The 24,175-nt window shown below is 74.6% G+C and carries 23 protein-coding genes; 11 read left to right on the top strand and 12 right to left on the bottom strand.

Annotation, left to right across the window (positions count from 1 at the left end; translation table 11 throughout):
• The first annotated feature begins 53 nt into the window (after positions 1-53).
• The 3 genes from ACIRYZ_RS04390 to ACIRYZ_RS04380 are packed head-to-tail and all read left to right on the top strand — an operon-like array spanning position 54 to position 1,926.
• A complete protein-coding gene (locus ACIRYZ_RS04390; RefSeq protein WP_402939335.1) occupies positions 54-923 on the top strand; it encodes an NmrA/HSCARG family protein in 870 nt (289 codons plus the stop codon).
• A 45-nt stretch (positions 924-968) separates the two neighbouring features.
• A complete protein-coding gene (locus tag ACIRYZ_RS04385; RefSeq protein ID WP_402939332.1) occupies positions 969-1,619 on the top strand; it encodes a DUF2867 domain-containing protein in 651 nt (216 codons plus the stop codon).
• Positions 1,576-1,926 (top strand): hypothetical protein, encoded by a 351-nt coding sequence (locus ACIRYZ_RS04380; protein ID WP_402939329.1) that lies wholly within the window; start codon positions 1,576-1,578, stop codon positions 1,924-1,926. Before ACIRYZ_RS04385 ends, ACIRYZ_RS04380 begins: the two co-directional genes overlap by 44 nt.
• A gap of 11 nt (positions 1,927-1,937) precedes the next feature.
• Here ACIRYZ_RS04380 and ACIRYZ_RS04375 read toward each other — a convergent pair whose 3' ends face one another.
• The 3 genes from ACIRYZ_RS04375 to ACIRYZ_RS04365 are packed head-to-tail and all read right to left on the bottom strand — an operon-like array spanning position 1,938 to position 4,585.
• Positions 1,938-2,384 (bottom strand): protein phosphatase, encoded by a 447-nt coding sequence (locus tag ACIRYZ_RS04375; protein WP_402939326.1) that lies wholly within the window; start codon positions 2,382-2,384, stop codon positions 1,938-1,940.
• A gap of 1 nt (position 2,385) precedes the next feature.
• Positions 2,386-3,216: an SDR family NAD(P)-dependent oxidoreductase gene (locus ACIRYZ_RS04370; RefSeq protein WP_402939324.1), complete on the bottom strand. Its 831-nt coding sequence runs from the start codon at positions 3,214-3,216 to the stop codon at positions 2,386-2,388.
• Positions 3,217-3,253: 37 nt separating this feature from the next.
• Positions 3,254-4,585 carry a LuxR C-terminal-related transcriptional regulator gene (locus ACIRYZ_RS04365; protein ID WP_402939321.1) on the bottom strand — a complete coding sequence of 444 codons (1,332 nt, stop codon included), beginning with the start codon at positions 4,583-4,585 and terminating at the stop codon, positions 3,254-3,256.
• A 148-nt stretch (positions 4,586-4,733) separates the two neighbouring features.
• Here ACIRYZ_RS04365 and ACIRYZ_RS04360 point away from each other — a divergent pair, with 148 nt between their 5' ends.
• Positions 4,734-5,663, top strand: coding sequence for an NADP-dependent oxidoreductase (locus ACIRYZ_RS04360; RefSeq protein WP_402939318.1), 930 nt, complete (start codon positions 4,734-4,736; stop codon positions 5,661-5,663).
• 61 nt (positions 5,664-5,724) lie between these two features.
• Positions 5,725-6,501: an SDR family NAD(P)-dependent oxidoreductase gene (locus ACIRYZ_RS04355; protein WP_402939315.1), complete on the top strand. Its 777-nt coding sequence runs from the start codon at positions 5,725-5,727 to the stop codon at positions 6,499-6,501.
• Between the two features lie 38 nt (positions 6,502-6,539).
• Here the strand turns inward: ACIRYZ_RS04355 and ACIRYZ_RS04350 are convergent, their stop codons facing one another.
• Complete coding sequence (locus ACIRYZ_RS04350; RefSeq protein WP_402939312.1) at positions 6,540-7,433, bottom strand: NAD(P)-dependent oxidoreductase; 894 nt, start codon at positions 7,431-7,433, stop codon at positions 6,540-6,542.
• Between the two features lie 70 nt (positions 7,434-7,503).
• Between ACIRYZ_RS04350 and ACIRYZ_RS04345 the strand changes: the two genes are divergently transcribed.
• Entirely contained in the window at positions 7,504-7,938 is a 435-nt protein-coding gene (locus ACIRYZ_RS04345) for a MerR family transcriptional regulator (protein ID WP_402939309.1), read from the top strand.
• A 4-nt stretch (positions 7,939-7,942) separates the two neighbouring features.
• Positions 7,943-8,719 carry a GNAT family N-acetyltransferase gene (locus tag ACIRYZ_RS04340; RefSeq protein ID WP_402939306.1) on the top strand — a complete coding sequence of 259 codons (777 nt, stop codon included), beginning with the start codon at positions 7,943-7,945 and terminating at the stop codon, positions 8,717-8,719.
• Positions 8,720-8,786: 67 nt separating this feature from the next.
• Here ACIRYZ_RS04340 and ACIRYZ_RS04335 read toward each other — a convergent pair whose 3' ends face one another.
• The 5 genes from ACIRYZ_RS04335 to ACIRYZ_RS04315 all read right to left on the bottom strand — a co-directional run bounded on the left by ACIRYZ_RS04335 (position 8,787) and on the right by ACIRYZ_RS04315 (position 14,077).
• A complete protein-coding gene (locus ACIRYZ_RS04335) occupies positions 8,787-10,049 on the bottom strand; it encodes a hypothetical protein (RefSeq protein WP_402939304.1) in 1,263 nt (420 codons plus the stop codon).
• A gap of 68 nt (positions 10,050-10,117) precedes the next feature.
• Positions 10,118-11,296, bottom strand: a complete 1,179-nt coding sequence (locus tag ACIRYZ_RS04330) for a PP2C family protein-serine/threonine phosphatase (RefSeq protein WP_402939301.1) — start codon at positions 11,294-11,296, stop codon at positions 10,118-10,120.
• 137 nt (positions 11,297-11,433) lie between these two features.
• A complete protein-coding gene (locus ACIRYZ_RS04325; RefSeq protein ID WP_393023972.1) occupies positions 11,434-11,856 on the bottom strand; it encodes a MarR family winged helix-turn-helix transcriptional regulator in 423 nt (140 codons plus the stop codon).
• A gap of 30 nt (positions 11,857-11,886) precedes the next feature.
• Positions 11,887-13,176 carry a M48 family metalloprotease gene (locus ACIRYZ_RS04320; protein WP_402939299.1) on the bottom strand — a complete coding sequence of 430 codons (1,290 nt, stop codon included), beginning with the start codon at positions 13,174-13,176 and terminating at the stop codon, positions 11,887-11,889.
• Positions 13,177-13,297: 121 nt separating this feature from the next.
• Complete coding sequence (locus ACIRYZ_RS04315) at positions 13,298-14,077, bottom strand: universal stress protein (protein ID WP_402939297.1); 780 nt, start codon at positions 14,075-14,077, stop codon at positions 13,298-13,300.
• 303 nt (positions 14,078-14,380) lie between these two features.
• Between ACIRYZ_RS04315 and ACIRYZ_RS04310 the strand changes: the two genes are divergently transcribed.
• A complete protein-coding gene (locus ACIRYZ_RS04310; protein ID WP_402939295.1) occupies positions 14,381-15,502 on the top strand; it encodes a CapA family protein in 1,122 nt (373 codons plus the stop codon).
• A gap of 195 nt (positions 15,503-15,697) precedes the next feature.
• Here the strand turns inward: ACIRYZ_RS04310 and ACIRYZ_RS04305 are convergent, their stop codons facing one another.
• From ACIRYZ_RS04305 to ACIRYZ_RS04295, 3 genes are read right to left on the bottom strand one after another with little or no spacing between them, the layout of a single operon-like run.
• Positions 15,698-15,895 carry a DUF397 domain-containing protein gene (locus ACIRYZ_RS04305; protein WP_402939292.1) on the bottom strand — a complete coding sequence of 66 codons (198 nt, stop codon included), beginning with the start codon at positions 15,893-15,895 and terminating at the stop codon, positions 15,698-15,700.
• On the bottom strand, positions 15,892-16,707 hold the full coding sequence (locus ACIRYZ_RS04300; protein ID WP_402939289.1) for a Scr1 family TA system antitoxin-like transcriptional regulator: 816 nt from the start codon (positions 16,705-16,707) through the stop codon (positions 15,892-15,894). The genes ACIRYZ_RS04305 and ACIRYZ_RS04300 overlap by 4 nt, the downstream gene beginning before the upstream one ends.
• A 38-nt stretch (positions 16,708-16,745) precedes the next feature.
• The gene (locus ACIRYZ_RS04295; protein WP_402939287.1) at positions 16,746-16,889 is read right to left on the bottom strand and encodes a hypothetical protein; all 144 of its coding nucleotides are present in this window, start codon (positions 16,887-16,889) and stop codon (positions 16,746-16,748) included.
• Between the two features lie 205 nt (positions 16,890-17,094).
• Here ACIRYZ_RS04295 and ACIRYZ_RS04290 point away from each other — a divergent pair, with 205 nt between their 5' ends.
• Genes ACIRYZ_RS04290 through ACIRYZ_RS04280 form a run of 3 tightly spaced genes read left to right on the top strand, consistent with a single transcriptional unit; the run spans position 17,095 to position 24,175 of the window.
• On the top strand, positions 17,095-17,952 hold the full coding sequence (locus ACIRYZ_RS04290; protein ID WP_402939284.1) for a DUF4132 domain-containing protein: 858 nt from the start codon (positions 17,095-17,097) through the stop codon (positions 17,950-17,952).
• Positions 17,949-23,018 carry a hypothetical protein gene (locus tag ACIRYZ_RS04285; RefSeq protein WP_402939281.1) on the top strand — a complete coding sequence of 1,690 codons (5,070 nt, stop codon included), beginning with the start codon at positions 17,949-17,951 and terminating at the stop codon, positions 23,016-23,018. The genes ACIRYZ_RS04290 and ACIRYZ_RS04285 overlap by 4 nt, the downstream gene beginning before the upstream one ends.
• The gene (locus ACIRYZ_RS04280) at positions 23,015-24,175 is read left to right on the top strand and encodes an AAA family ATPase (protein ID WP_402939278.1); all 1,161 of its coding nucleotides are present in this window, start codon (positions 23,015-23,017) and stop codon (positions 24,173-24,175) included. Before ACIRYZ_RS04285 ends, ACIRYZ_RS04280 begins: the two co-directional genes overlap by 4 nt.

The raw sequence follows: 24,175 nt of genomic DNA, 5'->3' as shown, positions 1-24,175 counted from the left end.
GGTTCCCGATAAATAGTTGCGCGACGCAGGTGTTCTTCCCTATTTTTATCTGCATGACGCAGATAACTGAGGTTCCTGTCGCCGTCACGGGTGCCACCGGCGCCCAGGGCGGAGCCACCGCCCGCGCACTGCTGCGCGCGGGCCGTCCCGTCCGGGCGCTGACCCGCGCCGTCGACTCCCCGGCCGCCCGTGAACTCTCCGCCCTCGGCGCCGACCTGGTGCGCGCCGACTTCGACGACCCGGCCTCGCTGGCCGCCGCCCTGGACGGCACGGGCGCGCTGTTCGCGATGTCCACCCCGTTCGGGACGGACCTCGACACCGAGGTCCGCCAGGGCGTCGCCCTGCTCGACGCGGCGGCCGCCGCCGGCGTACGGCACGTGGTCTTCACCTCCGCCACCAACGCCGACCGCTCCACCGGCATCCCGCACTTCGACACCAAGCAGCGCATCGAACAGCACCTCGCCGGCCTGGACCTGCCCTGGACCGTCATCGGCCCGGCGGCCTTCCTCGACAACTACGCCAACGACTGGACCCTCCAGTCCCTCCGCGAGGGCGTCTACCACCTCCCTATGCCGCCCGGAGTCCCCCTCCCGGTGATCGCCGCCGAGACCATCGGTGCCTTCGCCGCCCACGTCCTCACCCACCCCGAGGCCTACACCGGCCGACGCATCGACATCGCCTCCCAGTGGTGCACCGGCGAGCAGATCGCCGCCGCCATCGCCGCCGCGAGCGGCCGCCCGATCCGCTGCGAGGAGGTGCCGCTCGCCGTCGTCGAGACCTACTCCGAGGACCTGGCCGCGATGTTCCGCTACTTCCAGGAGCCCGGCCTCGACGTCGACACCGCCGCCCTGCACGCCGCCCACCCGGGAATCCACTGGCAGACGGTGGAGGAGTGGGCGGCCGAGCAGCCCTGGGAGCTGTGAACGGATAAGGAGGTCTAACCTCGTCCGGTGAAGGGGGTGGCCACCATGCGGCTTCCACGCGCAGCACACGCCCGACAGCCCTGGCGGATCCACGAGTTCGCCGAGGACTTCCGGATCGAGGACGTCTGGTCCTACCGAACCCCGGGCGCCGGCCCGGACGACTTCCCGGCGGCGCTCGCCGCCGTCCGCGCCGACCGCGGACCCTCCGCCCAGGGCCTTCCGGCCCGCGTCCTCTTCGCCGTCCGCTGGAAACTCGGCGCCCTCCTCGGCTGGGACGACCCCGCCACCGGCCTCGGCAGCCGCGTCCCGTCCCTGCGCGAGCGCCTGCCGCAGGACCTCCGCGACACCGTCGACCCGGTCGGCTCGCCACTCACCCCGGTGTACCGCACCAACACCGAGTACGTCGCCGAGATCGCCAACCGCACCGTTCACGGCCTGATGCACCTCGGCTGGGTCCCCCTCGCCGGGGGCGGCCACGAGCTGCGGATGGCCGTCCTGGTCAAGCCCAACGGCTGGCTCGGCCGCCGCTACATGGACCTCATCGCACCGTTCCGCCACTACGTCATCTACCCGGGCATGACCCGCCGGTTCGAACAGGCCTGGCGTGACCGGGCCGTGCTGGTCCCCGGGGCCGGGGGCGTATCGTCGCGGGGTGGCACAGAGGGCACCGCGCAGCATCCGCGTCGACGGCCGTGACTACCGCTGGGTGGTCCGCTTCCGCGACGGCGAACACGTGGTCGTGCGCGTCTGGCTCGACCAGCCCGGCCGTGGCGGCCGGGTACTGGCCGTCACCCGGCGCTTCGACGACCCGTGGCTGCACTGCGGGGTGCTGCTGACGGCCCCGCCCGAGCGGATCGCCGAGGTGTTCCAGCTGGAACCCGTCACCCCGGCGCTCACCGCCGACCTCGTCCGCTCGGGCCTGGCCGCCGGGTGGCGGCCGGGGGAGACGGGGGCGGAGCTGCGCTTCAAGATGACGGGGGACTCGCTCCTCCGGTCGGCGTGAGCGGACCCGGGTCAACCGCTCCAGCGCTCGACGAACTTGCGTTGCCAGGGCGTCTCCACGGCGTGCGGGCTGTAGTGCTCCCGGACGTAGGGGACCGCCTCGGCCGCCGGGACACCGTCGAGGATCGCGATGCAGGCGAGCGCGGTGCCGGTGCGGCCGCGGCCGCCGGCGCAGGCGAGTTCGACGCGGTCGACGGCGCAGCGTTCCCAGGCCTCGCGGAAGGCGGCGGCCGCGTCGGCGCGGTCGGCGGGCAGCCGGAAGTCGGGCCAGCGCACCCAGCGGGTCTGCCAGTCGAGGGCCTTGGGCGGGCGGCCCAGCAGGTAGACGCCGAAGGTGGGTCGGGGGCCGGGCGGCAGGGGGTTGCTCAGGCCGCGGCCGCGCAGCAGGCGGCCGGAGGGCAGGCGGAGTACGCCGGGGGCGGCGGGATCCCAGGTGGTGGGCGGCGGCTGGTCGGTCATCTCAGATCCCGGGGTGGCCGACGAGCTTCAGGCTGCGCTCCCAGAGTTCCGCCCGGGCGCGCGGGTCGTAGGCCTGGGGGTTCGCCCTGGTCTCGTGGGTGCGGTCGTAGTAGCGGCCGGTGATCCCGGCAAGAGCCGGGTCGGTGACGAGCCGGTGGGTGGCGGCGAGGCCCTCCTCAAGGCTGTCGATGCTGTAGCCGACCTCCTGCAGCACCATCTTGGTGGGCATGTAGGTGGCCGGGTGGAGACTGTTGACGGTGACCTCGGCCGCCGGTACACGGGCGGCCAGTTCGAGGCCGGTGGTGATCTGGGCGAGCTTGCTGCGGCAGTAGGCGCCCATTCCGTTGTAGCCGCGTTCGAAGCCGAGGTCGTCGAAGTCGACCGGCTCCTGCCCGGCGGAGGCGACGTTGACGATCCGGGCCGGGGCGGAGGAGCGCAGCAGGGGGAGGAGTTCGAGGCTGAGCAGGAACCCGGCGAGGTGGTTGACGGCGAACCGCAGTTCGTACCCGTCGGCGCTGGTGCGGCGGGTCCGGCCGTCGGGTTCGCCGCCGCCGATGCCGGCGTTGTTCACCAGGACGTCCAGCCGGTCGGTGGTGGCGCGGACCCGCTCCGCGACGGCGCGGACCTGTGCGAGGTCGGTCAGGTCGGCGCGCAGGGTGGCGGGACGGTCGACGTCGTGGGCCGCGCTGATCTCCTCGGCCGTGCGGTCGAGCCTGCCCTGGTCGCGGCCGTGCAGGAGGACGGTGGCGCCCTCGCCGGCGAGGCGGTGCGCGAGGGCGCGGCCGAGGCCGTCGGTGGCGCCGGTGATGAGGATCGTCCGGGGTGGGGTCATGGGGACTCCTGTCATCGGAAGCGGCGGCGCAACCGGATCAGGATGCCACGTGGAGCCGGGTGGTGCCGGGCAGGCCCGCCCGGTGGGCGAGGGCGGCCGCCTCGCCGCGGGAAGCGACGCCCAACTTGGCCAGGATGTTGGCCACATGGAACTTCACCGTGGACTCGCTGATGTGCAGTGCGGCAGCGATGTCCCGGTTGCGGCGGCCCTGGGTCAACTGGTCGAGGACCTCCAGCTCGCGCGGCTGGAGCCCTTCCAGCGGGTCGGTGGCCACCGAGGGCGAGGGCAGGGCGAGCGGCAGGTCGACGGTGACGGTGGTGCCCCAGCCGGGGACGGCCTCGACGGTGTGGTGACCGCCGAGGGCGGCGATCCGGTCGGCGGTGCGGTGGACGGTCAGGGCGTCGGTGGCGAGCAGGCCGAGGCCGTCGTCGCGGACCACGGCGCGCAGCGAACCGCCGCCCGTGAACTGCCAACTCACGTGCAGTCGGGTCGGTTTGTCCTGTTCCAGCATCAGCAGGACCGCGGCCCGGACGGCGTCGCGCGCGGTGTGCGCGGTGTCCGCCGGGACGGACCGGGTGGCGTCCGACGGCGGAGCGAGGTCGAGCCGGACCCGGGTGTGCCGCAGCAGCGGGCGCAGTTCGCGGGCGAGCCGGGCGAAGGCGGCGTCGGCGGGCTCCTCGCTGAGCGCGCGGTCCAGGTCGGCGCCCCGGCGCAGGTCGAGCAGGGCGGTGACGGCCAGCTCGCCGGCGGCGCGGCGGGCGGCCGCGTCGTCCAGGTCGGCCGAGCGCAGCGGCGCCAGGATCGCGCTCAGCGCGGCGCTGTGGGTGCCGGTGAACTCGGCGATGGCGCGGGCGCGGGCGTTGGCGGCGGCGCGGGAGACCGCCGCGCGGCTGGGGTCGGCGTCGGTGGCGCGGTGGTCGGAGTGGGTGATCACCAGGTCACACAGCTGCTGGAGGACAGCGAGCGCGCCCGGGGCCACCGGCTCGTCGGTCGCCCGGACGAGGACCAGGACCGCGCCCTTGCCGTCGCCCGGCGCCGCCGAGACCACCACCACCGGCCGGCTGCGGCCCGCGAGTTCGGCCTCACCCTGCCAGGGGTTGCCGGTCGCGGTCGTCGCGGCCGCGCGGTCGGCCAGCTGGGCCAGTTCCAGGCCGTTGATGCCCTCGGTCAGCTCGGGCGGGCCGTAGCTGTGGGTGGGCGAGTAGGTGCAGATGCCGCTGAGGTGCGCGATCGCCGCGTGCGGGACCAGGGTGGCGACCACCTCCGACAGGCGCGGCATGACATCCGGCCGGGGTGCGCGCAGCACCTCGACGGCCTGCGCCAGCGCGTCCTCGGGGCGGCCCCAGTGTTCCTGCCACGTCTCGTCCATGCCGTCCAGCCTAGTCCGGGAGCCGATGCCGGCCGCCCGTCCGTTCGGCCAGGTCGAACTGTCCGAACGGCGGGCCGGGCGCCCGTCGACGGCGCCGCAGGATGGAGTCGTCGGAAGCAACAACTCCCGGAAACCCCGAGGACATTCCATGACCAAGGCGATTGCCTTCCCGCAGTACGGCGGCGCGGACGTGCTGCGCCCGATCGACATCGAACTGCCCGCCCCCGGCCCCGGCCAGGTGCGGGTCGCGGTCCGCGCGGTGGGCGTCAACCCGCTGGACCACAAGGTGCGCAGCGGTGAGCTGGCCGGGTTCTTCCCGGTCACCTTCCCCGCCGTGCCCGGCTACGAGCTGTCCGGCGTGGTGGAGGCGGTCGGCGCCGAGGTGACCGGCTTCGCGCCCGGCGACGAGGTGTTCGGCGCCCTGATGGGCGGCGGCTACGCCGAGCACGCGCTGGTGGCCGCGGACCAGCTGGCGGCCAAGCCCGCCACGCTCGGCTGGGAGGAGGCCGCCGCGATCCCGGTGGCCGCCGAGACCTCCGAGCGCGTCCTCGGCCTGCTCGGCGTGCGGGCCGGCCAGACGCTGCTGGTGCACGGCGCAGCGGGCGGGGTCGGCACTCTGCTGCTGCAGTTCGCCCGGGAGCGCGGGATCACCGTGGTCGGCACCGCGAGCGAGGCCAACCACGCCCATCTGCGCGAGCTGGGCGCGATCCCGGTGACCTACGGCGAGGGCCTGGCCGAGCGGGTGCGGGCGGCCGCCCCGGGCGGGGTGGACCGGGCGTTGGACGCGGCTGGGCGGGGCGGGGTGCTGCCGCTGTCGGTCGAGCTGACGGGCAGTGCGGACCGGGTGCTGACGATCGCCGACATCCCGGGCGCGCAGGAACACGGCATCCGCTTCTCCGGCGGCGCCGAGGGCGTCGAGTCCTACCACCGGCGCGGCTACGCCGCCGCGCTCGCCCTGCACGAGTTGGGCACCCTGCGGCTGCCGCTGCACCGGGTGTTCCCGCTGGCGGAGGCGGCCGAGGCGCAGCGGGTCAGCGAGCGCGGGCACCTGCGCGGCAAGATCGTCCTCACGGTCTGACCGAACGCGGGATCGTCGTAGAAGCCCGGTTTCCGGCCCCTTGCTCGGTAGAGTCCCGCCCATGGTGACTCTGAACGCGGCAGAGCGGCTGGCCGGGCGCTCCTGCGTGGTGACCGGGGCGGCCAGCGGCATCGGCAGGGCCGTGGCCGAGCGGTTCGTCCGGGAGGGCGCGTCGGTGGTCGCCACCGATGTGGACGCCGAGGGGCTGCGCCGGCTGGCGGAGCAACTGCCGGGCGCCGTCAGCACGGTGGTGGGCGACGTGTCCCGGGACGGGGACGCCCGGCGGATGGTCGACGCGGCCGTCGAGCGGCACGGGCGGCTGGACGTGCTGGTGGCCAACGCCGGGGTGATCCCGCTGATGGAGATCACCGAGGCCACCGCCGAGGACTGGGACCAGGTGATGGCCGTCGACGGCCGGGGCATGTTCCTCACCTGCAAGTACGCGATCCAGGCGATGGCCGCGCAGGAGCGGCCCGGCGGCTCGATCGTGTGCCTGTCCTCGATCTCCGGCGAGGCCGGCCAGCGCGGCCAGGCGGTGTACGGGCCCGCCAAGTTCGTCGCCTCCGGGCTGACCAAGCACCTCGCCGTCGAGTGGGCCGACCGCGGGATCCGGGTCAACGCCGTCGCCCCCGGCACCATCTCCACCGAGCGGGTGGCCCGGCTGCGGGACGAGCCCGGCGGGCCCGAGTACCTGGAGGCGATCGAGAAGCTGCACCCGATGGGGCGGCTCGGTGACCCGGCCGAGGTCGCGGCCGCCGTCCTCTTCCTCGCCTCGGACGACGCCTCCTTCATCACCGGGGCAGTGCTGCCGGTCGACGGCGGGTACCTGGCGCAGTAGGGCACCTGGAGCGTGAACGGCGGGGCCGTGTCCGACAGTTAGCGGCCGAAGAGCTCGACCAGGGCCGACACCCCGTCCGCGCCGTGCCCCGCCGTCACCGCCCGCCGGGTGAGTGCGAGTGCGGCGTCCAGGACGGAGGTGTCCAGGCCGCGGGTGCGGGCGGTGTGGGCGACGTGCTCCAGCCCGGCCGCGGCGGAGGCCACGTTGCTGCGGTCGCCCGGGTGGTGGCGGTCGTCCGCGCGCCGGGCGAAGTCCTCGATCAGCGGCGGCAGCAGGCGTGGCAACCCCTGGGCGTACGGGGCGAGTTCGGCGCCGCTGATGCCCTCGGCGCGGGCCAGTGCCAGGGCGTGGAGGCAGCCGTGCACGGTGGTCCAGAACAGGTCCAGCAGCGCCGCGTCGAAGGCCGCCGCCCGCCCCGGGTCCGCGCCCACGTGGCGTACGGTGCCCAGGGCCCGGAGCGTCGCCTCGTGGGCGGCGAAGGCCTCCGGGTCGCCGCTGAGCAGGACGGTGCCCTCCGGGCGGCCGATGGTCGGGGTGGGGGTGAGGATCGCGGCGTCGAGGAGCCGGAAGCCCCGGGCCCCGGCGTCGGCGGCGTTGGCCCGGGCGTCCTCCGGTGCGATCGAGGTGGCGTTGACGACGGTGCGGCCGCGCAGCGCCTGCCCGGCGGCGTCCAGTACGGCCCGGGCGGCCGGCTGGTCGCGGACGCAGAGCAGGACGAGCGGGGCGTCCGCGACGGCCCCGGCGGCGCTCGCGGCCGGTCGCGCGCCGAGGGCGAGCAGTTCGGTGTCCCGGCCCGGGGTGCGGTTCCAGACGGTGACGGAACGGCCGGCGGCCAGCAGCGCCTCGGCCAGCGCCCGGCCCATCGGGCCCAGGCCGAGGACGGCAACCGCGGTGCGGGCAGGGGAGATTGAGGAAGATCGTTCGTTCGGCACGGCGGTTACGCTAGACCTTCACGCCGGCGGCCGAGTCAAGGCCGTCGGACGGTCGAAGGGAGGAGTCGCGATGCGGATCGGAGAGCTCGCCCGGCGGACGGGGGCCACCCCGCGCGCCCTGCGCTACTACGAGGAGCAGGGGCTGCTCACCCCCGAGCGCCGTCCGAGCGGCTACCGCGAGTACGGCGAGCGGGACGTGGACACCGTCCACGGCATCCGCACCCTGCTCGCGGCCGGCCTCAACAGCGCCGTGATCGCCGAGATCCTCCCGGGCCTGCCGCTGCCGGGGCGCCGCCGCCCCGGTCCGACCTGCCCGGAGCTGCTGAACGGTCTGGCCCGGGAGCGAGCCCGGATCGCCCGGCAGCTGGACGAACTCGCGACCGCGCGGGCGCTGTTGGACGCCATCATGGGCGCGGAGGCGCCGAGCGAGCTGATCCGCAGGCCGAGGGCCGACACACCGGGACGGAAAACTGGTGGCGCGCACCGGCCGGCCGTGCTGGAGTGATCGGATGGATCATGATCACGTACTGGCCCTGTTCGACGACCGGATCCGGCGCAGCGCGCGGCCCGACGGCCCCGGGGTCCGCGTCGAGCACGACGGAGCCGTGGTGCGTCAGGTGGGCGGGGAGCACGACTGGAACGGCGTCGTCTGGTCCGGTCTGGACGAGGCCGGGGCGGACGCGGCGATCGCCGCCCAGGTGCGCTACTTCAGCGCACTGGGGCGGGAGTTCGAGTGGAAGACCTACGCCCACGACCGCCCCGCCGACCTCAGGCAGCGGCTGCTCGCGGCCGGGTTCACGGCCGAGCCGGACGAGGCGCTGATGATCGCCCGGATCGCGGACCTGCCGACCGGGCCGGTGCTGCCCGAGGGCGTCCGGCTGGAGGCGGTGACCGACCCGGCCGGGGTGGAACTCATGGTGGCGGCCCACGAGCAGGCCTTCGGCAAGGACTCGCCCGGCCTGCGGGAGCAGATGCTGGACTCCCTGCGGCACAACTCGGAGACGGTCCTCATGGTCCTCGCGATGGCCGGCGACCAGCCGGTGAGCGCGGCCCGGATGGAGCTGACCCCGGGCACCGGCTTCGCGGGCCTGTGGGGCGGTGGCACGGTGCCCGGCTGGCGCGGCCGCGGCATCTACCGCGCCCTGGTGGCCCACCGGGCCCGCCTCGCCGCCGACCTCGGCTACGAGTACCTCCAGGTCGACGCGAGCGACCAGAGCCGCCCCATCCTGGAGCGTCTCGGCTTCGCGCGGCTGAGCACCACCACGCCGTACGTGTACCGGCCGTAGGAAAACGGGTGAGGCCCGGCCCCCGGTGCGGCGGACGCCGGGGGCCAGGCCGTTCAGGTGGGCCTGGTCAGTGGCGCGGGACCGCCACCGCCGTGACCTGCTGCTGTTGCAGGTGGGCCGGGTTGGTGCCGTCGTCGTAGGTGGTCACCGAGGTCGTGTAGTCCGTGGTGCCGCCGATGGTGTTGCCGAAGTAGTCGCCGATGAAGGTGTCGGAGCCCTCGACCGGGGCGTCGAGCTGCGGGTCGAAGGAGTGGGAGCTGAGCCGGAGGTTGTGGCCCAGCGGGTTCAGCGTCGGGTCGTAGAACTGGACGCTGGTGTCCACGCAGTAGTCGGTGGCGCCGTAGGGCGCGCCGGGGTGCTTGGGGTTGGCGGTGTCCAGGGCGAGCCCGGCGGCCTGCGCCTCGGCGGTGCCGGCGGCGGGGCAGGCGAGGCGCCGGTCGTAGAAGGCGACGCTCACCGTGCCGTCGGGGCCGGTGGTCAGGTTGGGCTGGAACTCGTCCACCGGGGCGGCGTTGTCGTTGACCCGGATCGGGTCGCTCCAGCTCGCGCCGCCGTCGTAGGAGGCGGTCAGCAGGACGTTGACCACGCCGGTGGCGTAGTCCTCGTACGCGACGTACAGCGGGTAGTGGCCGTTCACCGGCCGGCTGCCCAGGGTGAAGGTGTCCTCGATGCCGTCGCGGAACGTGGTGTTGGCGTACGAGCCGGGCGGCGGGGTGATGGTGCCGGGCAGGGCGGACACCGTGGACCAGGTCCGGCCGCCGTCGTGCGAGGCGTTCAGGACGATCGCGTCGCAGCAGAACCGGTGCGCCGGATCGGAGTTGGTGAGGGTGGTGTACACCGTCCCGTCCGGGGCGACGTGCGGCAGCAGGTAGGTGGCGCCCTGCGGGGTGCTCGGCGGCTCGGGCAGCACCTGCGGGGTCGACCAGTCGGTGTGGGTGCCGTCCGGGCGGGCGTCGGCGTACGCGACGTACGGCACCGCCGTCTTGCTGTGGAAGTCCACCCACATCGCGTAGATGCGGTTCAGGTGCGGGCTGTTGGGGTTGGTGTCGATCGCGATCCACTGCTTGTCGGGGCCGTTGCCGATGCTGTCGTAGGTCGCCACGTAGTCCGGGTGGCCGCCGTGGGTGCTCAGCCACTGGGTGGCGGTGGTGGCGCCGTGCGGGCGCACCGAGACCGAGATGACCTGGGACGGGACGGCCGGGTTGGCCTCCTGGGCGGCGCCGGGGACGAAGTCGTGGGAGCCGTCGGCGTCGTAGACGAACTGGTACGGCAGCAGCAGTGAGTAGTAGTTGCCCCAGGTGTCGAAGGCGCCGACCGGGCCGGGCGTCATTGGCTGGGGGAGGGAGCCGACCGGACGATCGGGCGGTACGGACCAGGGGCGGTCAGGGGGCGCGGCGGCTACGGCAGCCGCTCGACCACGACCATCGCCGCGTCGTCGTCCAGCCGCCCGCCGACGTGGGCGAGCAGGTCGCGGCGCAACCGCTGCAGCAGGGCGGCCGGGCGTTCGGCCTGCCAGTCGGCGACCCGGTCGGTGAGCGGGTAGAAGCGGCGCTGGGCGTCGCGGGCCTCGATCACGCCGTCGGTGTAGATCAGCAGCCGGTCGCCGGGGCGGAGCGGGAAGGCCTCCACCTCGTATTCCACCGGGGTGAGCTCGCCGAGGCCGAGCGGAGGCGCCGGGTGGGGGGCGACGATGGTGGTGATGCCCTCGGGGCGCAGCAGCAGCGGCGGCGGGTGGCCGCAGTCGATCAGGCGGACCGGCGAGCCGTCGTCGGGGATGTCGAGCAGGACGGCGGTGATGAAGGACTCGCCGCCCTCGTCGGGGGCCTCGTGGACCCCCGGGCGCAGGGACGCACGGGCCAGCCGGGCCTGCCGCGACTGTTCGGCCAGTTGGGCGAGGTCCCAGCAGACGCTGCCGTCCAGGTAGGCGGCGAGGTCCGGCAGGTCGGCGTGCAGGTGGGCGGCGGCGCGGAAGGCGCCGAGCAGCAGGGCGGCGTCGCCGAGCGAGGACAGGCCCTTGCCGCGCACGTCGCCGACCAGCAGCCGGGTGCCGGTGGCGGTGCGGGCGGCTGCGTACAGGTCGCCGCCCACCTGCGCCTCGGCCTCGGCGGCCAGGTAGACGGAGGCCAGGTGCAGCGGCCCGATCCGTTCGGGCAGCGGGCGCAGCAGCACCCGTTGGGCGGCCTCGGAGACCGAGCGGACCCGGGCCAGCTCGCGCTCGTGCCGGTCGCGCAGCACCCGCAGGCCGACGATCAGGGCCGAGACGACGACCTGTGCCCCGAGCTGGGTCTCGATGTTGGCGCTGGTCAGGCCGTCCCGGACGGTGCCGATGAAGGTGAGCGCGCCGAGGGCGAGCAGGGCGACCCCGGCGGTGGCGCGGGCACCCGCGAAGGAGGCGGTGAGGGCGGGGGCGACGATCAGCAGCGGGCCGAGGTGGATCTCCGACGGGGAGAGGATGTCGACGACGGTGATCAGGATGATCAGCGCGAGCGACAGCGCCGTCAGCACGCGGCGGTCGGGCCGCCAGGCGCGGCGGCGGGCGCGAGGACGCGGCTGTTCGGCACGCTGCCGGAGGGGCACCTTTCCTCTGTACACCGTGGGGGCGGTGGGGCGCACCCCGGGGGGTGTCGGGGGTGGTGTCCGGCGGTGTCGTGGGTGTCGTCGGGCGGTGCCGTGGGCGTTGTCGGGGGTGGTGTCCGGCGGTGCCGTGGGGCGGGCTAGCCTTCCTCGCCGTAGCGGGCCAGGTAGGCGGCGAAGCGGGCGACGTCCTCGTCGGACCAGTCGATGAAGCGGGTGGTGAAGGCTATCCGGCGCTGCTCGTTGGCGTCCCGCAGCAGGGTCAGCCCGGCTTCGGTGGCGCGCAGGATCTGGCCGCGCTGGTCGTCCGGGTCGGCCTCGCGGCGCAGCAGGCCGAGCTTCTCCAGGGCGGTGACCTGGCGGCTGACGGTGGACTTGTCGAGCATGAAGTGCGCGGCCACGTCGGCGGCCCGGCAGCCGCCGCGCTCGGTGATGAGGTCGAGGATGCTGTAGGTGACCAGGGAGAGGTCGGGGTGCAGCTGGGAGGCCTTGTGCCGGGCACGGCGGGCGAAGGCGGTCAGCTCGCGCTGGATGGTGTCGATGGACGACTGGCGGCCGGGCACGGCGTTCCTACCTCCTCGGAATTTGTTGCACTATACAACGGATTCACCCGAGGTCGCGCGCGGCCCGTCGTCGACGTCGCCTGCCGTCCTGCTCGGCGCCTCGCCCGCCGACCGTCCCGGTCCGGCCTGCCAGGCGCGGGCGGCCGCGATCCGGCGGGTCGTACTCGGATGAGTGGCGAACAGTAGCTCAAGCACCCGGGGCGGGTCGACATCGGAGACGTTCGCCAGTGCCAGTCTGCGCTGCATCGCCACGAACTGCTCGGCGTCCCCGGTCAGTTCGAGCGCGTGCCGGTCCGCCCTGGCCTCGATCCGGCGGCTCACCGCGCACTGCGCCGGGCCCGACAGGGCGCCGATCAGCGCGGCGAGCGCGGCCAGCAGCGGCAGTGCCCGCGGATCGGCCGCGTCGCGTGCGCCGGCGGCGTCCAGCAGCGGGCGCCAGGTGCTCAGCAGCCCGAGGACGGCCACGGCGACAGCCGCGCCGACCGCGCCCAGCGCCGTACCGAGTGGCACGTCGCGGTGCTTGACGTGCCCCAGCTCGTGCGCCACCACGAGCTCCACCTCGCGCGGCTCGGCGGTCGAGAGCAGGGTGTCGTACACGACGATCCGGCGGGTCGCGCCCAGCCCGGAGACGTACGCGTTCAGCGCGGTGGTGCGCCGGGAGGCGTCCGCCACCAGGACGTCCCGCACCCGCACGCCGTCCCGCGCGGCCAGTGCCAGCAGGGCGGTGCGCAGCTCGCCCGGGGGCATCGGGGTGAAGCGGTTGAACACCGGCTCGATCAGCAGCGGGTGGAGGAAGGAGAGGGCGGCGGTCAGCAGCGCCGCCGCGCCCGCGGCCGGGAGCCACCAGCGCCGCGGCGACCAGTCCGTCAGGGCGAACAGGCCGAGCAGGAGCGGGAGGAGCAGCACCAGGGTGAGCGCGAGCCCGCGCAGCACGTCCAGTGCCCAGCCTGCCCGGCCCTGGGTCACCAGGCCGTACCGGGCCCGCACGGAGCGCACCCGGGCGCCGAACGGCAGCTGCAGGGCCTGGCCGAGCAGGACCAGCGCGGCCGCCCCGGCCAGGACGGCGGCGGTGCGGGAACCGCCGAACCAGCGGCCGGTGGCGGTCACCAGGGCGGCGCCGGCCGGAGTGAGGCCGAGCAGCAGGGGCAGCGCCAGGCCGGCCAGCCGGCCGCCGAGCGCCCACGGCAGCTGCGCTCGGCGCAGGGCGCGGCCGCGGGCGCGCTGGGCGGGGGTGAAGTCGGGGGCGGGCGGCGCGGTGGTCGACGGGGTGTTCGGTGGCGGGGTGTTCGTCGGTGCGTTGTTCGGTGGCGGGGTGTTCATGGCCGGGGTGCGGCTCCTCCGGTTCGGGGTGTCGCGGTTCAGCATGGCGTACCCGCCCGGGTGCTGCGCAGTCCTCCGTGCTCCGGTGCTCGCGCTCGTTCCCCGTACCCGCTCGCCGGGCTCACTCCTCGGCTGGGCCGGTGGCGCTGTGCACGCCGGCGCGCAGCAGTTGGTGGCCGAGGTCGACCAGGGCGCGGCCGACGGCGAACTCGTCGCCGACCGCCGGGGTCGGGGTGTCGTGGGGGTTGCGGCGGGCCAGGGCGTCGCTGTGCAGCACGTTGCCGTCGGCGTCCAGTACGGCGTGCACCCGGGTGGTGTCGCGGTCCTCGACCACGTGCAGGCTGAGCTGCCAGTCCTTGGTGCGGACGGCGTCCGGGGCCTGCTCCCCGGCCACCGCCTCCGGCAGTGGCGGCGCGGAGGCCGTCCCGTCGGCGCGGACGATCACCACCGGGCAGACCCCGTGCACCGCGCAGCGGGTCGACACCGAGCCGAGCAGCGTCCGGGCGAAGGTGCCCCGGCCGCGGCTGCCCAGCACCAGCAGGTCCGCGTCCTCGGCCGCCTCCAGCAGCACCTCGGCGGCGTGTCCGAGGACCAGGCTCTCCCGGACCTCCACCGAGCGTTCCGGGCCGACCACCTCGTTGACCTCGGCGGACAGCGTCCGGCGGGCGGTCAGCTCGAAGCCGTCGTCCACCATCGGCGCGAACCAGCCGTACAGCGAGGGGTACTCCCAGGCCGCCACGGCGTGCACCGTGGCCCCGGTGAGCACCGCCTGCCCGATCGCCCAGCGCAGCGCCGCCTTGGACGGTGCCGAACCGTCGACCCCGACCACGATCCGGTGCGCCCGGCCGGGGGCGGGCCGGATGCCTGCCGGTCGGGTGCCGGCGGGTTGGTTGCTGCCCATCACGTACCACCTCCGGCGTGGATCTGCCGCCTCCCTTCCACGCTGCGCGCCGACCGGCCGGGGCGCCAGGGACGCGGTGGCCGGGTGGGGCGGGGGATTGGGACGGGTGGGCCAACGGGCGGGGCGGCTGTCGATTCGGCCGCCTGTGTCGTCGCCTGTGTCGTCGTCGCTGTGGTCGTCGGTGCGGCGACCGGGGCGGTCGGTGCGCTTCTGTGTCCGGAATGTTGTGGGTGCGGGCCCAAGCCGTGGTGATTCGGTGGCGTAGGCTGACCGCTCTTGCATCGTTCTCGGGGGGAACCACTCATGCGCCGTGCCGCGGCCGCCGTCGCGCTGTTCGTCGGGCTGACCGCCGTCGCCGCCTGCGGGCCGGACGACCCGGCGCCCGCCCCGGCGGCCCCCTCCGGTGCCGCGGCCGCCGCGCCCCCCGGTACGGCCTCCGCCTCGACCCCCGGCAAGAGTTCCGCGCCCCGGCCCGACGGCAGCATCACCGTCGCCTTCGCCGGGGACGTCCACTTCGAGGGCCGCACCGAGGCCCGGCTGTCCGTCCAGCCGCCCGAGCCCGCACTCGGCCCGATCTCCCACACCCTCGCCGACGCCGACCTGTCCGTCCTCAATCTGGAGACCGCGATCACCGGCCGCGGCGCGCCGGAGCCGAAGACGTACACCTTCCGCACCTCGCCCAAGGCGCTGTCCGTGCTCAAGGACTCCGGCGTCGACATCGTCTCGATGGCCAACAACCACGCCGTCGACTTCGGCGCCGACGGCCTCGCCGACACCCTCGCCGCCAAGGACTCCTCGCCGATCCCGGTGATCGGCGTCGGGCACAGCGCCAAGGAGGCGTACGCCCCGTACGTCACCACGGTGCGCGGGGTGAAGGTCGCGGTGGTCGCCGCCAGCCAGGTCGAGGACATCACCAACCAGAAGTGGCGGGCCGGCGCCGACAAGCCGGGCATCGCCTCGGCGCTGGACGTGCCCGCGCTGGTCAAGGCGGTGGAGTCGGCCAAGCAGCAGGCCCCGGTCGTGCTCGTCTACCTGCACTGGGGCGAGGAGGGCAAGGCCTGCCCGACCGGCGCCCAGACCGCCGTCGCCAAGAAGCTCGCCTCCGTCGGGGCCACCGCCGTGGTCGGCACCCATGCCCACACCATGGTCGGCTCGGGCATGCTCGGCAACACCTACATCGGCTACGGCTTCGGCAACTTCCTCTGGTACGGCACCTCCAACTACCCCAACTCCAACGAGACCGGTGTCACCACCCTCACCCTCACCGCCGACGGCAAGGTGACCGGCGAGGCCTTCGCCCCGGCCACCATCGACGACAAGGGCATCCCCCAACCAGTCACCGGCGCCACCGCCGAAGCCGCCCTCAAGCGCCGCGACGGCCTCCGCGGTTGCGCCGGACTCACCCCGCCCCCGGCTGCCCATTGATGTCCGTACCATCACCGGATGAGACCTCCCCTCCCAGCACGTCGCCCTGCGCGCCGGTCTGCGCCGGGCGGAACACCTGGACGGCCCGGGCTTCGACGGCCACGACTGGATCTACGCGAGCAGCCTCCCTGAGGGCCGGTAGCCGCGCCGCTACGCCGCCCCGGGGGCGCTAGCACGGACTGGCCGGCGGCGGCCTCAGCCCGCGTTGGGAGAAGCGGTTTGGGCGAAGGTGATGAAGTCGGCCCAGGCCTCGGGAGCGAACGCGAGTTGGGGGCCGGTCCTGTCCTTCGAGTCGCGGACGTGGACGGTGGCTGGGGTGAGGGCGATCTCGACACAGGCGCCGCCCTCGGTTCCGCTGTAACTGGACTTGAACCAGATCATTTCGGTGTTCATAGGTCCTCCGCCAACTTGCTGACGAACTCAGCCGAGTCCTCGGGACTGAGGGCCCGCTGAAGGATCATCGCATGGCGCTGGCTCAGAAGGCTGACCTTCCCGGACTCTGAGTGGAGCAGACCCATTGCCCGTCCTTCCTCGTACGCAAGCCGCTGGTGCTCTGCACTGTCGAGCAGGATGAAGGGGCCGTTCAATCCCGGATGTGCACCCGTGCCGGGTACGACCTGAATGACGATGTGGCGTGCTTCACCGACGGCCAGCAGGTGAAGGAGCTGACGCTTGTGGGCTTCTCCCGTGCTGAGCGGGTTCCGCAGCGGCGTCTCACCGATCAGGAAGTTGAACGATTTCGTCTGGGTCGTCAGCGCCGTCTGGCGTGCGAGCCGCGCTGCAACGCGCTCCTCGATGGTGTCGTCATCGAGTGGCGGCCAGTTCGCGTTGAGGAGGGCGCGCGCGGTTTCCTCGGTCTGAAGAAGTCCGGGGATGAGCAGCGTTTCGAACCAGTGGATGACGACAGCCTCGGCTTCGTAACGCATGTACTCCTCGGCGAAGTACGGATACTTCTCGGGCCGCAGAAACTGCGCCCCAGCCACCAGGATCCCTTTCGCATCGCACAGATCATCCGCGACCTGCAACAGGTGCAACGAGGGCTTCCGGCGCCCGGCCTCCATCGATCGCAGGCTCTCGCAGCTGTACCCGGCCTCAGCCGCCAAATCATCGCGGCTGACCCCGGCGCGAGTCCGCCAGAGTTTGATCTGGTTGCCGCAGTACTGCCAGGACATCGGCGGCGGCGTGGCGGACGAGGACGCGTTCATCGCTGACCCCCCAAGGTCATCCGGTGCGGCCCTCGACGTTAGGCGCCCAGCGGTTCGGGGGTGTGCGAATCGATCGAAACCATCCCTACGGGTGACCCGAGCAGGTAGGCGAGGCCGCCGCGCGAGGTGGTGGACGCGCCGCTGGTGCGGGCGCTGTACGACATCGACAGCCATGTGCTCACCGCCCCGGCTGACGGTGCTCCGGTCATCGTCCCCCGGGCACCGCTGCGCCGTCGGTCTCGACCATCCGTTCGAGTGGTTTGAACCCTGCAGCCCACCGCCCGTCTCGGCCCCGCCCGTCGCGCTGTCAGTGGCCCTCGCTACGTTCCTCGCATCGCTGGTCAGCAGGTGATCAGAACGACGTCCCCGGGTGGGAGGAGCACGGCTGTGGCATGGGTGGAGACGGGCGCGGGAGGGTACCGCGTCGCGCTCGACGGGGAGGGCAAGGTGGTGTGCCGCAACGCGGCGGGCCGCGAACTCAAGTCCCTGCCGTCGAAGCTCGGTGACGACCCTGTGGTCGCCCAGCTCAAGCAGCTCGCCGAGTGGCTGGCCGCGCACGAGCGGCGCTGCCAGGAGGACGTCGAGCGGTGGATGGTGCGCTCGCTGCCGGTGCCGGCCGCCGTGATCGCCGCCGTCTGGCCGGACGAGGCCTGGCAGGCCGTCCTGCGCGACCTCGTGGTCACCAGCCCCGACGGCGCCGTCGCCGGCTTCCTGCGCGGAGCGGACCCGGAGCGCGGCCTCGGCCTGGTCGACCTGGACGGCGACACCGTGCGCCTCACCGACGGCGAGGTCCTGATACCCCACCCCGTGCTGCTCCAGGACCTCGACGAGCTGCGCGAGTTCGCCGTCGAACTCGGCGTCTCCCAGCGCGTCCAACAGCTCTACCGCGAGGTCTGGCACCGGCCCGAGGAGCCGTCGGCCGGCACCGAGGTCACCACCTACGCCGGCGGCCGCTACCGCGAACTGCGCGAACTGGTCGGCCGCTGCAACCGGCTCGGGTGCCGGGTCCGCGGCGGCTCCGCCGTGCAGCCGATCACCGAGAACGGCCGGACCGTCGAGGCCCGGGTGTGGGTCGGCGACTACTACGAGTACGACGCCTGCGAGACCGGCGCGCTCAGCTGGGCGCGCCCCGACGGCCGGGCCCTGCCGCTCGCCGAGGTCGGACCGGTGGCCTGGTCCGAGGGCATGCGGATGGCCGCCGCCCTGTACGCGGGCCGCACGATCGATGGGGAGGAAGCCGCATGACCACCACCGTCCCGAACCAGGACACCGCCACGCCCGAGGCCCTGCTCGACGCCGGCGCCGCGCTCCCGTCCGGCACCCTGCCCGGCGCCGGCCGCCCCGACAGCGCCGCCGACGTGCTGACCGCCCGCGGCTACGCCCACCCCGCCCTGGAGGGCCGCCGGATCGTCCGACTGGTCCCCGGCGCGCTCGGCCGGGCCGAGGACCTCGCCCTGGAGTTCCTCGGCCTCGTCCCCGAGGGGGAGCCCGCCGAGGTCGGCCAGGTCCGCCAGGAGGCGCTCGGCTTCCCCGCCTGGGCGCTGGTCCACGACCCGGCCAACGGACACCACGCGCTCGCCCTGGTCAAGGAGCTGGAGCGGCTCGCCCGCCAGGCCAGGTCCAAGCCCGGTGCCGCCAAGGACGGCTTCGACGAACTGGCCACCCGGCTCGGCCGCGCCGTGCCGCACTTCCTTCCCACCTTCTGCGAGGAGGTCGGCCGGATCTTCCTCGCCCACGGCAACCAGAGCTACGCCGCCGCCTGGTTCGGCAAGGCCCGCGAGGCCGAGCGCACCCACAACCTGGCGGTGGACGAGGAGCGGCTGCGCGCCGTCTTCCTGGAGTTCGCCCTGGCCGGCGCGCTCACCGTCAAGTCCCTGCGCCAGTACGTCAAGGAGCTCGCCCAGCGGCTCGATCCGCTGACGGCCTGGCAACGCTTCCGCCAGCTGTGCACCGAGCGCTCCGCCGCCGGCATGGCCCCCTACGCCGGGGTCGCCGAGGACGCCCGCGCGCTGATCCGGGCCGCCGGGCTGAACCGCGCCGAGCACGAACAGGAGCTGCTCGCCGAACTGCTGGACTCCCCGGCGGTCAACCGGGCGCCCGCCGCCTTCTGGAAGTCCTGGCACGGCCCGCTGGTCGCGCTCGGCCGGAAGGACGCCGCCGTCCGGGCCCGTCTGCTGGAGCTGCTGCCCGACCCGGCCGGCTCCGACGCCGCCCCGCACGACACCGCCTGGCTGGAGGTCCTCGCCGAGAGCGGCGCCGAGCAGTTGCTCACCGGCCCGCGCGCGGAGGGCGCCGAGCCCGCCGCCGCCTGGCTCCAGCGCTGGTGCCACCACCTGGGCCGCGGCTGGCGCGCCCGGCCCAGCTGCCCCGCCACCATCGCCCTGGTCGGTCGGATGGCCGAGCGGCTGCGCGCCGACGCCGTCCCGGTCGACCTGTTCACCGGCATCCGCGCCAGCCACACCCGGATCGACCTGCTGGAACTCCTGCTGGCCGCGGGCGTCCCGGTCGCCGACCCGCCGGCCGGCCTGGGCTTCGACCTGCGCGAGTGGGTCGGGCAGAGCCGCCCGGACGGTGCCGGTCTCGCGGCCGTCGCCGCCGACGAGCGCTACCGGCCGCTGCTGCGCCTCGCCGCGCCGGCCGCCTGGGAGCCGGCCGTCAAGCACCGGGCGGCCGTCCTGCCACTGCTGAACGAGCTGTTCAGGGAGTGGGCCGAGGAGCGTGCCGAGGAACTCGCCGCGGCCCGCGGCCTGGCCGGCGCCGCCGACCTGGTCCGCTCGCTGACCCAGTACCGCACCGCCATCCGCGCGGTCGCCCCGGCCGCCGCCGAGCGGATCGCCGCCCTCGACGTCGCCGAGCTGCTCGCCAGGGCGCTGGGCGCCGGCATCCTGGACGAACTCGGCTGGCCCGCCCTGGAGGAGGCGCTCGCCAAGCTCGCCGACCCGGCCGACCCCAACGCCCCCGAGACCGGCGGGAAGAACGACGCCCCCGGCTACCGCACCACCGGCCTGACCGGCCTGATCGTCGAGGACGCCTGGCCGAACCTGATCCTCGCCCGCCTCGACAAGGCCGTAGTGGTCGGTCCCCAGGGCATCGTGCTGGAGCACACCCTGCGCCTGCCCAAGCTGGAGCAGTGGAACCGGCCCCGGCTGCGCTTCGTCGACGGTGAACTCCTGGTCGTGTGGTACCAGGACGGCAAGCAGGTCGGCTACTGGTCCAGCCGCCCGGACGCGACCGTCGCACTCGGCGGTGAGATCATCGCCGGCTACCACTACGGCGAACGCTGGCCGGCCCTCCCGTCCCTCCCGCTGCCCGGGGGCGGCCGCACCACCGGCGAGCGCCCGCTGCACCCCGGCGACACCCGGCTGCCCGCCGAGCACCGCGTCCTCGGCGACGGCACCGGCTACTGGACGCCGCGCCCCGGCGAAAAGGGCCTCGTCCTGCACGAGTTCGACCCGCTCACCGGCACCCTCGGCCGCGCAGCCGAACCGCCCCTGATCGCCGCCACCGCCGCCGCCGGCGGACTCGCCGACACCAGCTCCCGACTGCTGCCGATGCAGCCCGGCCTGGAGCAGACCCCGTTCGGCACCGACGGCACGGTGCTCGGCAGCTGGATGCGGATCGAGCCCGGGCGGGCCGTCACCACCTTCACCGCCGACGGGCAGTGCATCGTCCTGCCGCTGACGGGCAGCCGTCGGGCCTACGCCCCGGTTGGCCGACTCGCCCTGCCCGGCGACGCCCGCCCGGTCGTCGTCGACCCGTCCGGCGGCTCCTTCTCCCTCTGCCTGCCCGACCTCGCCGACAACCGCGACCAGACCGCCGCCATGCGCGTCTGCCGCCCGGGCGAGCTCTTTGCCGCCGGCACCGCGCTCGTCCCGCCGCTCGACCACTGGCACGCCCTGCGGCCCCGCGACGAGGCCGGCTCGCGCGTCCTACGCACCGTCGACGCCGCGCAGGCTGCCGCACTGATCGACGCCGCCTGGCCCGTCGACGTCCAGCCGGAGCCCGAGGACGAGCGACTCTGGATCACCGTCCAGGGCGTCCGGCGCCAGGTCGCCCAGCACAAGAGTGCCCGCCGTAGCCTGCCCGTCCGGGCGGTCGGCGAGCTGCTGCCCGGCATCAGCCACCCGCTGCTGCTGGCCGGCGTCGCCGGGCTCGCCCGCGCCGCCGCCGACCTGCTCGACCGGATCGCCCGCTTCGTGCCGCAGCCCGAGGCCGAGCGCCCGAGCAAGACGGAGGCCGCCGAGTACCGGCCCGCCCACGGCCGCGACCACGAACTGCGCGTGGCTGTCGGCACCGTCCTGCCCGGCCTCGGCGGCTTCGGCAACACCTGGGGCTCGGCCGACCGCTGGTGGGTGCTCAACAACCTGCGCACCGTCAGCGCCGTCCTCGCCGCCCCGCCCGCCACGAGCGGCGACGGTTGGACGACCCCGACCACCGTCACCCTGCAGGGCGGCGACCTCGGCCACGGCTGGCTGCACCTGCTCGGCCGGCTGGACGTCCTCGCCCACGCCGTGGCCGCCCCGCTCACCGAACCGGCCCACCGCTCCACGCTGGTCCTGCTGCTCGGCGAACTCACCAAGGGCCCGCTCGCCGACCGCGGCGCCACCCTGCGCGAGATCGTCCTCGCCGAGACCGACGAGCGCGCCAAGGCCGCGGGACCGGTGACCTTCCGCCAGGGCGAGGTGCTGCGAAACGGCGACCGCACCGTCGTCATCCTCGGCCACCGCAGCCACACCACCGACGGCACGGTCCGCTGGCTCGCCGTCGACCACGACCCGAGCGGGACGTTCGGTCCCGTCGCCCACTTCACCACCGTCGAGGAGCGCGGCACCGAGGAGCGGGTCAGCGCCGCCTGGGTCGCCAAGTTCTGGCGCGTCGCCGCCCTGCGCCGCACCGTCCCCTGGGACCCGGCACGCGCCGCCGCCTTCGCCGAACTCACCGGTATCGGCGCCGCCCGTGCCACCCTGCTGCTCAGCCCGCCGCCCACCCTCCTCCAGTGGGGCAAGCCCGCCGTGCCCGCCGAGTACGGCCTCAAGCCCGCCGAGGTCAACGCCGCCCGCGACTGGCTGCGCGACCACGACCGCAACGCGCTCGCCGACGTCTGGGGCGCCCTGCTGCCCCTCGACGACCCGAAGCGTCTGTGGACCGAGGGCCCCGACCTCGCCGCTGGGGCCGAGGCCTGGATCCGGCACTTCGGACGGCTCGTCACCCTCCCCGAGGAGGACCAGGCCGGCGTCCGGGGCGTTCCCGTCGCCAGCATCGAGGCGGTGCTCAACCCCGCCCACACCCCGTGGCTGACCCGCACCACCACCTTCCGGCTCACCGGCGGCGACCCGGCCACCCGGCTGCTGGAGCCGGAGGACGCATCCGCCGTGCCCGCCGCCGGCGCACTGGGCTCCGCCGTCGAAGCCCTGCGCTGGCTCGCCTACCACCTGCCCGCCGACAGCCCGCTGCGGTCGCTGATGCCCCGGGCTGCTGCCGCGCTGCGCAGCCGCCTGGCCGATCCGGAACTGCTGCTCGACACCGTCCTCGTCCGCACCGCCGAGGACACCTCGCTCGCCGCGGTCCTGCGCACCCACTTCGGCCTGCCCGCCGAGGGCGGCGCCGACCCGGACGGCCTGGTCCGCTGCGGCCCGGCACTCGTCCTCACCCCGTACCAGGCCGAGTTCGAACGGGTCCGGCTGCGCCCGGCCGGCCTCACCGGCCCGGACGACCCGCTGCTCGAACTGCTCGACGGGCTCGCCGGCACCTACTGGTTCCGCACCGAGCGGGCCGCGGTCGAGTCCGTCCTGCGCGGGGAGCCTGAGCGGCTGGCCGCCTCCGCCGCCGCGGTGACGGCCGCCACCGACGGACCGTCCTGGCTGCAGAACCCGCAACTGAGCGTCCCCGAGCTGGTCGCCGAGGCGGCCCGCACCCACGGCCTCGGCGAGGACGCGGCCGCGCTCTACCTCCAACTGCTCGCCCTGCCCGACCCGACCGACCGCAACACCGCCCGCTGGACGGGCTGGAAGCCGGCCCGGCTCAAGCGCGCCCGCGCCGAACTCGCCGCCGGCGCACTGGTGCTGGAGGCCAAGCGCGCCCGGGCCGGCCGCAGCCTCTTCCTGCCCGGTGGCTGGCAGGAGGCCAAGGCCCCCGCCCTGCCGGTCGAGACCTGGAAGGCCGCCCTGTACGAACTGCCCACCCACCGGCCGGTGCTGCCGCGACTCACCGTCCCCGAGCTGTTCGCCCGGGCTTGGCAGCGCACCCTCGACGGCGACGCCCCCGGCTACGAAGAGCTCCAGACCAGCAAGCGCAGGAAGGCCCGCCGATGACCGCCACCCAGACCACCACCGGCGACGCCACCGCCACCCCCGTACGGCAGATCGTCCCGCCCGAGGAGAAGTACGCCGCCGAACTGGAGTTCCTGGCCGCCCACGACAGCGGCCCGCGCCCGCCCGGCTGGCGCCTGACCCCGCGCGCCGTCGTCACCTTCGTCATGGGCAGCACCGGCGAGAAGCTCAGGACCGGGCGCCGCAGCCTGGTCGTCGAGCCGAAGTTCGTCGGCGAGCGCGCCCTGGTCGAACGCTGCGTCGTCACCCTCGCCGGGGAGCGCGGCCTGCTGCTCGTCGGCGAGCCCGGCACCGCCAAGTCCATGCTCTCCGAACTGCTCGCCGCCGCCGTCTGCGGCACCAGCGCGCTCACCGTCCAGGGCACCGCCGGCACCACCGAGGACCAGCTCAAGTACGGCTGGAACTACGCCCTGCTGCTTGCAAAGGGCCCCAGTCGCGAGGCCCTCGTCCCCTCCCCGGTGCTCACCGCGATGACCACCGGAGCGGTCGCCCGGGTCGAGGAGGTGACCCGCTGCCTGCCCGAGGTGCAGGACGCCCTGGTCTCCCTGCTCTCCGAACGGCGCGTCGCCGTCCCCGAGTTGGCCGGCAGCCCGGACGCTCAGCTGCACGCCGCCGCGGGCTTCACCCTGATCGCCACCGCCAACCTGCGCGACAAGGGCGTCAGCGAGATGTCCGCCGCCCTCAAGCGGCGGTTCAACTTCGAGACGGTCGGCCCGATCGGCAGCCTCGCCGCCGAGGTCGAGCTGGTCCGCCGCCAGTCCACCGCCGCCGTCGCCCGGGCAGGCGCCGGCTACGCCGTGGACGACGCCGTCCTGGAGGCCCTGGTCACCGCCTTCCGCGACCTGCGCACCGGCCGCTCCACCGAGGGCTGGGACGTCGAACGCCCCTCCACCGTGATGAGCACCGCCGAAGCCGTCTCCGTCGCCACCGCGCTCGGCGTCACCGCCGCCTACCTGCCCGACGGCGGCGACCTCATCGGCCGCCTTCCCGGCCAACTCCTCGGCGTGGTCCGCAAGGACGACCCGGCTGACGCGGCCCGCCTGCTCGGCTACTGGGACGGCCCGGTCCGCCGCCGCGCCGAACAGGGCGCCGCCACCTGGCGCACCCTGTGGGACCTCCGCTCGGCGCTGGAGGCCTGA

Origin of the sequence: Kitasatospora sp. NPDC101155, from assembly GCF_044768305.1 — a bacterium.
Classification (GTDB): domain Bacteria; phylum Actinomycetota; class Actinomycetes; order Streptomycetales; family Streptomycetaceae; genus Kitasatospora.
The sequence above is the reverse complement of the archived record's forward strand: the minus strand, read 5'-3'. Positions and strand labels throughout refer to the sequence as shown.